Consider the following 12,760-nt stretch of genomic DNA (forward strand, 5'->3'; position numbering starts at 1 on the left):
TCTTAAAGTTCTTTTCTTTCAATAGCCTCCATCATGAAACATTCAATAATGTCGCCTTCTTTAACATCATTAAATTTATCAATGCTTAAACCACATTCATATCCTGCTGCAACTTCTTTAGCATCATCTTTAAATCTCTTTAATGATGACAACATTGATTCAAATATAACTATTCCATCTCTTATAACTCTTACTTCTGAATTTCTCTTAAGCTTTCCATCTTTTACATAACATCCAGCTATTGTACCAACATTTGATATTTTGTAAGTTTCTCTTACTTCTGCAGTACCTAATACAACTTCTCTGTATTCTGGTTCAAGCATACCTATCATTGCTGATTTAATATCTTCTATAGCATCGTATATGATTCTATAAGTTTTAATGTCTACTCCTTCTTTATCAGCTTGAGCAGATGCATTATTATCAGGTCTTACATTAAATCCAATAACTATAGCATTTGATGCTGTTGCAAGTGTTACATCAGTTTCTGTTATAGCTCCAACACCACCATGAATAACTCTTACTTTTACATCATCAGTAGAAAGTTTTTCAAGAGACTGCTTTATAGCTTCAACTGAACCTTGAACATCAGCTTTAACTATTATTGCAAGTTCCTTTACCTTACCTTCTTGTATTTGATTATATAAATCTTCTAATGAAACTCTATGATTTGCCATTAAGCTTTCAGCTTTTAATTTTTCTTTTCTGCTTTCAGCCATATTTCTTGCTGTCTTTTCATCTTTAACTTGATTAAATCTATCTCCGGCTTCAGGTACTTCTGAAAGTCCTAAAACTTCTACTGGAATTGAAGGACCTGCAGATTTTATTTTCTTGCCAGTATCATCAAACATTGCTCTTATTCTACCATATGTTGAACCTACTAAAATTGAATCACCAACATGTAAAGTTCCGTTTTGAACCAATAAACTTGCTACAGATCCTCTTCCTTTATCAAGTTTAGCTTCTATTACAGTACCAACTGCTCTTCTATTAGGATTAGCTTTAAGTTCAAGCATTTCAGCACTTAAAAGCACCATTTCAAGTAATTTATCAATGTTTATATTTTGTTTTGCAGATACTTCTTCTGCAATAACATCTCCACCCCATGCTTCAACAAGTAATCCCTGTTCAGCAAGTTCTTGCTTAACTCTGTCTGGATTTGCACCTGGTTTATCAATTTTATTTATAGCAACAACTATAGGAACTCCTGCTGCTTTACAGTGGTCAATAGCTTCTTTTGTTTGAGGCATTATTCCATCATCAGCGGCAACAACTAATATAACAACATCTGTAACTTGAGCACCTCTTGCTCTCATAGCTGTGAAAGCTTCATGTCCAGGTGTATCTAAGAATGTTATTTTTTCACCATTTACAGTTATAGTATAAGCACCTATATGCTGAGTAATACCACCAGCTTCTGTGTCTGTAACTTTAGTCTTTCTTATACAATCAAGAAGTGAAGTTTTACCATGGTCAACATGCCCCATTACTGTAACTATTGGTGGTCTCTTTTCAAGATTTTCTTCATCATCTTCTTCTATTTCAAGGACCTCTAATTCCTGACTTTCTTCTTTCTTTTCAACTAATACACCATATTCTGTACATACTTTTTCAGCTGTAGCAAAATCTATTTCCTGATTTATAGCTGCCATAACCCCTGAAAAAATTAATGTTCTTATAACATCATTTGAAGGTTTATTAAGCTTTTCAGCCAATTCCTTTACTGTTATGCTTTCACCGATTTCAATTAATTGAGTTTCTTCCATATTATTATTAACCTCATCCTTCACAGCTTCTTCTTTGTGTTTGTTATTCTTTTTCTTTTTCTTTTTTCCCTTGTTTAGTTCATCTGCTAACTGATCTTCATATTCATCAACCAGACTCTTCTTACCTGTTTTTTCAGCACTTACTTCAGCTTCTCCATCTGAATTTCCAGCTAATAATTCTTTTATTAATGCTGCATCTTCATCTTCAATAGTACTCATATGATTCTTGACTTCTACGTTGAATTCGTCCATTAATAAAGTTATCAATTCCTTTGAACTTATATTAAGTTCTTTTGCTAATTCATGTACTCTTATTTTTGACATACAGTCACCCCCGTAATTTATCTACCCATATATTTTTCCTCCTCATATATCTTAATTAATTTTTCTGCTATCCCAGAGTCCAGTACCCCAAGAAGCATAACTTCCTTACGACCTAGAGGATTTCCCAATTCTTCTTTGGAGAAATCTTCAATATATGGTATATTCTTATTTTCACAATGCTTTTTAAATTTGCTCTTTGACTTATCTGATAAATCTCTAGACATCACAAAAAGATATATATCAGTAGTGTTTCTATAATCATCACACTTACTATATCCTTCTAATAAATTTTTTGATTTCTTTGCAATGCTTAGAAAATTAAAAAACCTATTCATTGCTGATTTCTTCCTTTAGTTTATCATAAATTTCTTCGCTTATAGGTGTATCAAGATTTCTGCTCAATCTTTTTGCCTTAAAAGACTTTTCAAGGCAATCTATGCTTTTACATACATAAGCACCTCTTCCTGATTTTTTGCCAGTTAAATCAACACACACTTCTCCTTCAGGAGTCTTAACAATTCTGATTAATTCTTTCTTTGGTTTCATTTCCATGCAGCCTGTGCACATTCTTAACGGAATTTTCTTGACTTTCATAGAAAAAGCACCTCTCTATTCTTCTACATCAACATTAGAAACCTCTAAATCATTTAAATCAGTAGTTTCTTCATTGTCAATTTCTACTTCAATATTAACTAACTTTTCTTCTTCTGCATCTAAAGCTTCTTTTTGTGACTTGCTCTTTATATCAATTTTCCAATTTGTAAGTTTTGCAGCAAGTCTTACATTCTGTCCTTCTTTACCAATTGCAAGTGAAAGTTGGTTATCATCAACTACAACTTTAGCAGTCTTATTATTTTCATCTACTTCTACAGATAAAACTTTAGCAGGGCTTAAAGAATTTGCTATAAATTCAGTAGGATCTTTGCTCCATTTAATTATGTCAATTTTTTCATTTTTAAGTTCATTTACTATATTCTGAACTCTTACACCCTTAGGTCCAACACATGCACCCATTGCATCTACTTCTTCATCATTTGAATAAACTGCTATTTTGCTTCTTGAACCAGCTTCTCTTGAAATACTTTTAACTTCAACAACTCCATCAAATATTTCTGGAACTTCAAGTTCAAATAATCTCTTAACTAATCCTGGATGAGTTCTTGAAACATGAATTTGAGGTCCTTTGCTTCCGTTTTTAACTTCTACTATATATAGTTTTAACTTTTCATTAAATTTATATTCTTCACCTGGAATCTGTTCATTAGGACCTATAACACCTTCCAACTTTCCAAGGTTTACAAACACCATACCTTTATCTTTTCTTAATATAGTTCCTGTTATTATATCAAATTCTTTTTCTTTATATTCATCATAAATGATATTTCTTTCAGCTTCTTTTATTCTTTGTGTAACAACCTGTTTTGCTAACTGAGCAGCAACTCTTCCAAAATTCTTTGGTGTTACTTCTAAATCTACAACATCATCAACTTCATACTTAGGACTTATAGCCTTAGCTTCTTCAACAGATATTTCTGTTACATCATCATATACTTCATCAACAACAACTTTTTGAGCATATACTTTTATTTCTCCAGTTTCTCTGTCAATGTTCACTTTTACGTTTTGTGCATTTGTATTTACATTTGCATAGTTCTTTTTATATGCAGCAACTAATGCATCCTGTATTGTTGTGAAAATTAAATCTTCACAGATACCTTTCTCTTTAACTAATTCTTTAAGAGCACCTACAAACTCTTCATTCATCTTAAAAACCCTCCTTACTATATTTCCCCTTCAAGATTTGCATTTTTTATTTTGTCATCTGGAATTTTAATAGTTTTATCACCTTCAACTATAATATAATCTTCGCCTACTTCTTTTAATATTCCTTTAATGTTTTTAACACCTTCAATTGTTCCATTAAATTTAACCAGAACTTCTTTTCCTAAAACACTTTTAAAGTGTTCTTTAGTGTGAAGACTTCTATTAAGACCTGGAGAAGAAACTTCTAAATAATATGCCCCTTCTATTGGATCTTCTGCATCCATTACTTCACTCACTCTTCTTGAAACTGCTTCACAGTCATTTAAAGAAATTCTGCCTTCTTCTTTATCTATATATATTCTTAAATAAAAATCCCCATTTTCTTTTACATATTCAATATAATAAAGTTTATATGACAGTTCATCAGTTATAGGTTTAACCATAGCTTCAATTTTTTCAATCAATGCATTTTTATTCATATTTTTCTTACCCTCACTTTCATCCTTATAAAACCTTATAGACATATTTATATCTTATGCAGTTTTAAAATTTGTAATCAAAAACGCAACTATGTGTAGTAGTTGCGTTACAAACAGAAAGAGCGGGTAAAATTTTTCCCACTCCTTTTTTACTATCAGAATTAAATTCTATTTATATCTTATCATATTTTTTTCACGAATACAAGACTATTCTCAAATTTATATTCACATGTATTTTCACATTATAATTTATTTACTTCTTCCATAAGTGCATCTATAAGTTCTTCTTCTTTAACTTTTTTAATTACTTTTCCCTTTTTAAAGATAATGCCTTCACCTTTTCCTCCAGCAATTCCAATATCTGATTCTCTTGCCTCTCCTGGTCCATTCACTACACATCCCATTACCGCAACTTTAATATCTTTATTGCAGTTTTCAAGCTTTTTCTCAACTTCTTCTGCAATTTTTATAAGATTAATCTGAGTTCTTCCGCATGTAGGGCATGAAACAAATTCCACTCCTCCTTTTATAAGATCAAGTGATTTCAGTATTTCCTTTGCAACCTTTATTTCTTTTACTGGATTGCTTGTTAATGACACTCTTATTGTATCTCCTATACCTTCTGCTAAAAGAGCGCCTATACCTATACTTGATTTTATAGTTCCTCTTTGGACTGTTCCAGCTTCTGTAACACCTAAATGAAGAGGATAATCACATTTTTCTGCCACAAGCTTATAGCATTCTATCATCATTGGAACATTTGATGATTTTATTGATATTACCATATCATAAAAATCTAAATCCTCCAAAATCTTTACATGCCTCAATGCACTTTCAACTAAACCTTCTGCATTTACTTTTCCATGTTTCTTTAATATATCTTTCTCAAGAGATCCGGAGTTTACACCTATTCTTATAGGAATATTCTTCTTCTTACAGCTTTCAACAACAGCTTTTATTCTATCTATGCTGCCAATATTGCCTGGATTTATTCTCAAAGCCGAAACTCCATTTTCAATTGCTCTAAGAGCTAATCTATAATCAAAATGTATATCTGCAACTACAGGAATTGGTGATTTTTCTGTAATTTCCTTAAGTTTTTCTGCATCTTCCATATCAAGAACTGCACATCTTATTATCTGGCATCCTGCTAAATACAATTCATTTATCTGTGCAAGCACTGCTTCAGTATCTTTTGTATGAGCTGTAGTCATAGATTGAATAGAAATAGGAGCATCTCCTCCAACATATACATTTCCAACTTTGACTTTTCTTGAAATTCTTCTTTTCATATTGCACCACCTGTTTTATATTTCATATATATGCTCTCATTAACACAACGTACAACTTATAACAAGTAATAAAATCTTTACAAGATTTCCTTACTTATTATGTACTTTAATATTATTAGAACACATATATTAACTCTGGTCATTCTGTTTATCGCTTTAATATTACTTTAGATATTATATATCTTTAAATATAAACTTGTAAACAATATACATAATAATATTCATTAATACAATATTTCAATTTTCTTAAAAATAGCCGCTATAATTTTCTATCTAACTCTTTAATCGCATCTTTTATGCAATTATAAATATATCCAAAATAACGACACACATCTATTATAAATAAAAACTGCTCCATAAAATAAATTATTATGAAACAGTTTCTTTTAATTAATTCATTTAAACTTTAAAAATTGGTTGGAAATATTATATCCTTAGCTGTTACAAGAACCATAAGCCCAATCAAAATCATAAATCCAACATAATTTAAACCTTCTACAATTTTATTAGGAACTTTTCTTCTTGTTATAAGTTCAATTAACAATATTACAGTCCATCCTCCATCTAATGCTGGAAATGGAAGAAGATTAAACACAGCAAGATTTACACTTAAAAAGGCTGTAAAATATAACAACGGCCATATACCCGCTTTAGCAGTTGCTGCAGACATTTTTACTATTGTAACTGGACCTCCCACATCAGTTTTTAAATTTGCCTTTCCTGTAAATATCATTCCAAGTCCTTTAAACGTCTGGGATACAAGTGATGCAGTCTGTTTAAAACTCTGCGTAAAACTCTTAAATAGACCTGGATCGGCTACTCTTGTAAATTCTACACCTATAACATATCTTCCAGTTTCGTCTTCAATTCCAGGTGTTATTGTAAATTCTTTTTCTTCTCCATTCCTCTCAATAACTACATCAATAGGATTTCCATAAGACATTAGAACTCCAGCAGATATATCTTCATATGTAAATACTTTAAATCCATTTACTTTTAAAAATGTATCTCCTTGTTGAAGTCCAGCTTCATATGCAGGAGATCCCTCTCTTATAACATTTGCATAAGTGTTTGTATATCCAAAATTGTTTATATATCCAGTAAAAATACATATTGCAAGAACATAATTCATAAATACTCCTGCAACTATTATAGTAATTCTTCTTAAAGGAGATTTCATTGAAAAACTTCTTTCATCATCAACAGCTTCATCTTCTCCCATCATACTTACATAGCCACCAATAGGAAATAATCCTAATGAATATTTTGTTTCTTTCCCTTGCTTTGAAAATATTTTAGGCCCCATGCCTATTGAAAATTCTTCAACCTTTACACCATTTATTTTAGCCAGTGTAAAATGTCCAAGTTCATGAACAAATATAAGCACCGCAAAAGCTAAAATAGCTAAAATTATATACATATATTCAAATGTCCTCCTTAAATCGAACTTTCTCTTATAAATCTTTTAACTCTTTTGTCTATATCTATTACTTTTTCAAGACTTACTTCTTCTTTCCCCTCCTCTTCAAATGCGTCCATTGCCTTTTCTATCAAATCTGCAATATCTAAAAATCCTATCTTTTTATTTAAGAACAATTCAACTGCTGCTTCATTCGCTCCATTTAAAACAGCAGGCATTAATTTTCCCATTTTTCCTGCTTTAAATGCCAATCTCAATGCCTTGAATGTATCCATATCAGGTTTTTCAAATGTAAGCTTATTTATTTCATAGAAATCAATAGTATCTGCAATCAAATTTTTACGTTCTTCATAATTAAGAGCATATTGTATTGGAAGCCTCATATCTTGTGCACCAAGCTGCGCTATTATACTTCCATCAGTATATTCAACCATAGAATGTATTATACTTTGAGGATGAACTAATACCTGTATATTATCATAATCACAATCAAAAAGCCAGTGTGCTTCTATAACTTCAAGTCCTTTATTCATAAGTGTAGCAGAATCTATAGATATCTTTCTTCCCATATTCCATTTTGGATGTTTTAAAGCTTCTTCAACCTTTACATCCTTCAAATCACTTGTAACCTTTCCTCTAAATGGTCCTCCTGATGCCGTAAGTATTATTTTTCTTAATGTTTTTCTATCATTTCCTCTGAGACTTTGATCAATTGCACTATGTTCTGAATCTACTGGAAGAATTCTTACATTATTTTCTTTTGCAGCCTTCATAACAAGCTCTCCTGCAACGACAAGTGTTTCCTTATTTGCAAGTGCTATATCTTTCTTCGCTTCTATAGCTTTTAATGTAGGTTCTAATCCTATCATACCAACAACAGATGTCACTACTATGTCAATCTCGTCTAAAGATGCTATTTCATTTAATCCTTCTATTCCTTCAAGAACTTTTATTTTTTTGTTATGTTCATTGCAATATGTTCTTATTTTATCTGCACTTAAAGTATCCATCATGCCAACATAAGAAGGCTTAAATTCTTCTATTATCTCTATAACTTTATTGACTGATGTATTAGCAGTAATACCTACAAGCTTTAAATTGTTCCCAGATTTTCTTATAACATCAAGTGTTTGTGTTCCTATAGAACCTGTTGCACCTAATATAGAAAGTTTCTTCATTTTCTATTTCCTCCTAAAAACTGTACCTCATTGTATTTCGTCATATATTATTTCTTTAGCTATAATACTATACATTGGTCCTATCAGTATTCCTAGCATACCAAAAATTTTAGCCCCCATATATATAGAAATAAATATCACCAATGGATGTACATCAAGTTTATTTCCTAAAAACTTCGCTTCTAATATTTCTCGTATAATCTGAATCAGTATATATAAACATATTAGTCCAACTGATACAAGATAATTCTTCATTATAATATTGTATATTATAATAGGAATAAATACAATTATAGTTCCTACATAAGGAAGAAAGTCTAATATTCCACATATGAAACCAAGCATAATGAATTTTGGGATTCCAAGTATCATGAAACCAGTAATTGTTTCAATCATAGATATAAATATAAGCATTCCTTGTATACTGATCATATTAACAAAATTATCTTTTTGTTTTATTATTTTCTTAATAATGTTATCAGGAAATAACCTATACACAACATCCGCAATATTCTGTCTATCTATAAGAACAAAAAAAGTACATACATTTGCTATAAAATATGCCAGTATGCTTTCTCCTGTATTCATAGCTCCCTGCCTTATTTTAGAATCATTTATTATTGAAAAAACACTCTTTCCTATTTTCAAATTATTTAAATCAAAACCTGCTGCTTTTGATATATTTTGAATAATTCTATTTACCATTTCTATATTTGATATATATACTTTTTTTAATAATCCATAAATTTCTCCTCCCATATATACTAAAATCAATATAATTATAACATTGACTATTATAAGCGTTAATGCTCCTGCTATTTTATCATAAATATTTAGTTTTATCATGAATTTATAAACAGGCATACATATTATAGACATAATTAACACAACCATAAAAGGCTTAAAATAATATTTTACAAAAAAAGTAAATACAACTGTTATGAATAATGATATTATAAGATAAAAAATTTTCGTATATTTCCCAAAAATAATATTCACACCTTTGCAAATTGCTATCAATATTATTTAGATATTTATCTAATATATTATATGCTCATATTTGCACAATAAATTACATAAATAATTATGACTTGTAACTCATTTGTTAGATATAGACATAGATAATTTGTATCAATCATATTATAAGTTTACTTTTAATATCTACACTAATTTAAAAATTTCACAATGTACATTATCCAATTTAAGCTCTTTAAATATATATATATATATATTGTAATTAACAATTTGCAATATATGATGAAATTCTTTCAATATTTTTTTGATATTTTATATGTATCAGATCAATTTCAAATGTGTTTTTAATCTTAAAGCATATATTTATCAAAAATCTTTCAATACAAATTATTAACACTATTAAGATTAATTATATATAAATAAAACTCAGACACTTGAATTTTCTTCAGGTATCTGAGCTTAAATTATATCTTAATTATAAATGTTAAGTAATAAAATATGACAGTTGCCGAAAAAATAATACTATCAAATCTGTCTAATATTCCTCCATGCCCTGGAATAAGATTACTATAGTCTTTAATTCCAACATATCTTTTAATTGATGAAGCCACCAAATCTCCAAACTGTCCAAATACTCCGCACAATGCTCCTATTATAAAGTAATTATATATAGGCATTATATTTGCATATCTATTAACTATTATTCCAAAAATCCCACTAAATATAGTTGCACCTAAAAGTCCTCCTATTGATCCTTCTACTGTTTTTTTAGGAGAAACTTTTGGACAAAGTTTATGTTTTCCAAAAAATTTGCCACTATAGTATGCTGCTGTATCTGAAAGCCATGAGCTTATAAAAATTAACCACACAAGATAATTTCCATTTTCTTTTGCATTGACCAAATATACAGTACCAAACAATATTCCTGCATATACAAAACCTAGCAATGTTAATGCTACATCTATAAATGTATATTCCAAATTTACTACTGGAACTATAAGAAGTAAAAATGTAGCAGCAACCAATATATACATCATAGTTTCAAAATTATTTCCAGTTAAATAATAAACAGCTAGAAGGATATATCCTGCTAAATCTATAGGCTTTAATTTATTTTGTCTCAATGCATTATAAAATTCCCATAAGGCCATCAATGATAATATAAACACAAAACTTTTCAAGTATACTCCACCAAGAAAAACAAATATTATAAATGGAGCAATCATTGCAGCACCTAAATATCTATTGTTAGATTTCAAAAAATAACACCTCCTTTACTTTACTTTACCAAATCTACGGTCTCTATTCTGATAATCAAATATTGCATGTCTTAAATCTTCTTCTTTAAAATCAGGCCAATTTATATCTGAATACCAAAATTCTGAATAAGCACACTGCCATAACAAAAAATTACTCAATCTTTGCTCCCCTGATGGTCTTATTATAAGATCTGGATCAGGAATTCCTTTGGTGTATAAGTACTTTTCTATCAATTCTTGATTTATATCTTCTTCTTTTATAATATTATTTTTCACATCTGAACTAATAAGTTTTATTGCTCTTACAATTTCATCTCTTCCACCATAATTAATAGCAAAATTCAAATTTATTCTAGTATTATTTTTTGTTACTTCTAATGCATCATTAAGTGCATTTTGACATTCCTGTGGAAGACGTGTCATATCCCCAAACAAATTCATTCTAACACCATTTTTATTACATTCATCTAATTCTTTTCTTAAATAAGTTACTAAAAGTTTCATAAGTGAACTTACTTCGTCTTTAGGTCTTCCCCAGTTTTCAGTTGAGAATGCATATAATGTTAAGTTTTTAACACCTAGTCTTGTTGCCTCTTTCAATATTCTTCTTATTGTTTCTACACCAGCTTTATGCCCCATAGTTCTTGGAAGTTTTCTAGCTTTAGCCCAACGTCCATTTCCATCCATAATTATAGCAATATGGTTAGGTATATTATTCATATCTAATTCTATTTTGTTAATATTTTCTTCATTTTTTGTCTTAAATATATCTAACATTATTTTCTCCCCCTATATTCAGGAAAATCTCTTCTTCGTTAAATTACCCATTGTCTAAAGATTTTATTAATGGATATTAATAAAAAAACCTGCTTTTAGCAGGTTTTTTTATACTAAACTGATAAAACCTCTTTTTCTTTTGCAGCAATTATAACATCTATCTGTTTAACAACTGCATCTGTCTTCTTTTGAACGTCATCTTCACCTTTTTTAATTTGGTCTTCTGAAATGTCGCCATCTTTCTTTAAGGCTTTTATCTTATCATTGGCAGATTTTCTTATAGATCTGATAGCAACTTTTGCTTCTTCACCAGTTTTCTTTACATTTTTAACAAGAGCTTTTCTTGTTTCTTCTGTTAGTTCTGGTACAACTAATCTTATAACAGATCCATCATTTGAAGGATTTAAACCTAAGTCTGATTTTAATATTGCTCTTTCAATATCTTTAAGTACTGGTTTTTCCCATGGAGTTATCATTAAAACTCTTGGTTCTGGAGCTGATACATTTGCCACTTGATTAAGAGGGCACATGCTTCCATAGTATTCTACTTGAATTCTATCAAGCATTGTTGGGTTAGCTCTACCAGCTTTCATTGTTGATAAATCTGACTCTAATACAGATATTGTTTTTTGCATTTTTTCTTCTGCATTTTTAATTATATCCTTAATCATAATAAACCTCCTATTTTTTTGATACCAATGTACCTATATTGTCTCCGCAAGCAGCCCTTTTAATATTTCCAGGTTCATCTAAACCAAATACAAGAATTGGAATATTGTTATCCATACATAATGAAGTTGCTGTTGAATCCATGACTTGTAATCCTTGATCTAAAACTTCAAGATATGATAGTGTTTCATATTTTTTAGCATCAGAATATTTATGAGGATCTTTATCATAAACACCGTCAACTTTTTTAGCTAAAAGAATTACATCAGCTTCAATTTCAGCAGCTCTAAGTGCAGCTGTTGTATCAGTTGAAAAATATGGATTTCCTGTTCCTGCTGCAAAAATAACAACTCTTCCTTTTTCAAGATGTCTCATTGCTCTTCTTCTTATGAATGGTTCAGCAACTTCTTTCATTTCTATTGCAGTCTGAACTCTTGTCATTACTCCAACTTGTTCTAATGAATCCTGAAGTGCTAATGCATTTATTGTTGTTGCCATCATTCCCATATAATCAGCAGTAGTTCTATCCATACCTTCACCGCTTCTTCCTCTCCAGATGTTTCCACCTCCAACAACGGCACCTACTTCAACACCCATATCTACTAATTCCTTAATTTCTAATGCTATTCTCTTAGCCACATTGAAATCAAGACCAAATCCATTTGCTCCAGCTAAAGCTTCTCCTGAAAGCTTCAATATTACTCTCTTGTATTTACTTCCTGACATATTAAATTACCTCCTGAATATTAATAGGCTGATTTTATCACTTGTCTAGTCATTATTATATTATCAGAAGCCTTTGAAAATGTATAGCTTTTCTGATCTAAATAACTATATTTCCAGACTATAATTTTAAG

General features: G+C 30.0%; 13 protein-coding genes. All 13 read right to left on the reverse strand.

The features are described from left to right. Window positions 1-2: 2 nt before the first annotated feature. Window positions 3-2,090: a translation initiation factor IF-2 gene (infB, locus tag Q0F58_RS01420; protein WP_294371501.1), complete on the reverse strand. Its 2,088-nt coding sequence runs from the start codon at window positions 2,088-2,090 to the stop codon at window positions 3-5. Between the two features lie 17 nt (window positions 2,091-2,107). Next, window positions 2,108-2,425 carry a ribosomal L7Ae/L30e/S12e/Gadd45 family protein gene (locus Q0F58_RS01425; RefSeq protein WP_294371503.1) on the reverse strand — a complete coding sequence of 106 codons (318 nt, stop codon included), beginning with the start codon at window positions 2,423-2,425 and terminating at the stop codon, window positions 2,108-2,110. Then, complete coding sequence (locus Q0F58_RS01430; RefSeq protein WP_294371506.1) at window positions 2,418-2,684, reverse strand: RNase P modulator RnpM; 267 nt, start codon at window positions 2,682-2,684, stop codon at window positions 2,418-2,420. The genes Q0F58_RS01425 and Q0F58_RS01430 overlap by 8 nt, the downstream gene beginning before the upstream one ends. A 15-nt stretch (window positions 2,685-2,699) precedes the next feature. Next, window positions 2,700-3,854, reverse strand: coding sequence for a transcription termination factor NusA (gene nusA / locus Q0F58_RS01435; RefSeq protein ID WP_294371508.1), 1,155 nt, complete (start codon window positions 3,852-3,854; stop codon window positions 2,700-2,702). 17 nt (window positions 3,855-3,871) lie between these two features. Then, window positions 3,872-4,333 carry a ribosome maturation factor RimP gene (rimP, locus tag Q0F58_RS01440; protein WP_294371511.1) on the reverse strand — a complete coding sequence of 154 codons (462 nt, stop codon included), beginning with the start codon at window positions 4,331-4,333 and terminating at the stop codon, window positions 3,872-3,874. Window positions 4,334-4,575: 242 nt separating this feature from the next. Continuing rightward, window positions 4,576-5,625: a flavodoxin-dependent (E)-4-hydroxy-3-methylbut-2-enyl-diphosphate synthase gene (gene ispG / locus Q0F58_RS01445; protein ID WP_294371515.1), complete on the reverse strand. Its 1,050-nt coding sequence runs from the start codon at window positions 5,623-5,625 to the stop codon at window positions 4,576-4,578. A gap of 406 nt (window positions 5,626-6,031) precedes the next feature. After that, window positions 6,032-7,045, reverse strand: coding sequence for an RIP metalloprotease RseP (gene rseP / locus Q0F58_RS01450; RefSeq protein ID WP_294371518.1), 1,014 nt, complete (start codon window positions 7,043-7,045; stop codon window positions 6,032-6,034). A gap of 17 nt (window positions 7,046-7,062) precedes the next feature. Then, the gene (locus Q0F58_RS01455; RefSeq protein ID WP_294371521.1) at window positions 7,063-8,223 is read right to left on the reverse strand and encodes a 1-deoxy-D-xylulose-5-phosphate reductoisomerase; all 1,161 of its coding nucleotides are present in this window, start codon (window positions 8,221-8,223) and stop codon (window positions 7,063-7,065) included. A 27-nt stretch (window positions 8,224-8,250) separates the two neighbouring features. Further along, complete coding sequence (locus Q0F58_RS01460; protein WP_294371524.1) at window positions 8,251-9,222, reverse strand: AI-2E family transporter; 972 nt, start codon at window positions 9,220-9,222, stop codon at window positions 8,251-8,253. Window positions 9,223-9,662: 440 nt separating this feature from the next. Continuing rightward, window positions 9,663-10,457 (reverse strand): phosphatidate cytidylyltransferase, encoded by a 795-nt coding sequence (locus Q0F58_RS01465; protein WP_294371527.1) that lies wholly within the window; start codon window positions 10,455-10,457, stop codon window positions 9,663-9,665. Between the two features lie 15 nt (window positions 10,458-10,472). Continuing rightward, window positions 10,473-11,234 (reverse strand): isoprenyl transferase, encoded by a 762-nt coding sequence (locus tag Q0F58_RS01470; RefSeq protein WP_294371529.1) that lies wholly within the window; start codon window positions 11,232-11,234, stop codon window positions 10,473-10,475. A gap of 113 nt (window positions 11,235-11,347) precedes the next feature. Continuing rightward, on the reverse strand, window positions 11,348-11,905 hold the full coding sequence (frr, locus tag Q0F58_RS01475) for a ribosome recycling factor (RefSeq protein ID WP_294371531.1): 558 nt from the start codon (window positions 11,903-11,905) through the stop codon (window positions 11,348-11,350). A 10-nt stretch (window positions 11,906-11,915) separates the two neighbouring features. Further along, complete coding sequence (pyrH, locus tag Q0F58_RS01480; protein ID WP_294371533.1) at window positions 11,916-12,629, reverse strand: UMP kinase; 714 nt, start codon at window positions 12,627-12,629, stop codon at window positions 11,916-11,918. Window positions 12,630-12,760 lie beyond the last annotated feature (131 nt).

This window comes from uncultured Clostridium sp. (assembly GCF_934754915.1).
Taxonomy (GTDB): domain Bacteria; phylum Bacillota; class Clostridia; order Clostridiales; family Clostridiaceae; genus Clostridium.

What these genes read in the sequence shown, in the direction of transcription:
- frr (WP_294371531.1), bottom strand. Translation starts at nt 11,905, where the DNA reads ATGATTAAGGATATAATTAAAAATGCAGAAGAAAAAATGCAAAAAACA.
- infB (WP_294371501.1), bottom strand. Translation starts at nt 2,090, where the DNA reads ATGTCAAAAATAAGAGTACATGAATTAGCAAAAGAACTTAATATAAGT.
- pyrH (WP_294371533.1), bottom strand. Translation starts at nt 12,629, where the DNA reads ATGTCAGGAAGTAAATACAAGAGAGTAATATTGAAGCTTTCAGGAGAA.
- Q0F58_RS01430 (WP_294371506.1), bottom strand. Translation starts at nt 2,684, where the DNA reads ATGAAAGTCAAGAAAATTCCGTTAAGAATGTGCACAGGCTGCATGGAA.
- Q0F58_RS01470 (WP_294371529.1), bottom strand. Translation starts at nt 11,234, where the DNA reads ATGTTAGATATATTTAAGACAAAAAATGAAGAAAATATTAACAAAATA.
- Q0F58_RS01425 (WP_294371503.1), bottom strand. Translation starts at nt 2,425, where the DNA reads ATGAATAGGTTTTTTAATTTTCTAAGCATTGCAAAGAAATCAAAAAAT.
- rimP (WP_294371511.1), bottom strand. Translation starts at nt 4,333, where the DNA reads ATGAATAAAAATGCATTGATTGAAAAAATTGAAGCTATGGTTAAACCT.
- nusA (WP_294371508.1), bottom strand. Translation starts at nt 3,854, where the DNA reads ATGAATGAAGAGTTTGTAGGTGCTCTTAAAGAATTAGTTAAAGAGAAA.
- rseP (WP_294371518.1), bottom strand. Translation starts at nt 7,045, where the DNA reads ATGTATATAATTTTAGCTATTTTAGCTTTTGCGGTGCTTATATTTGTT.
- Q0F58_RS01455 (WP_294371521.1), bottom strand. Translation starts at nt 8,223, where the DNA reads ATGAAGAAACTTTCTATATTAGGTGCAACAGGTTCTATAGGAACACAA.
- ispG (WP_294371515.1), bottom strand. Translation starts at nt 5,625, where the DNA reads ATGAAAAGAAGAATTTCAAGAAAAGTCAAAGTTGGAAATGTATATGTT.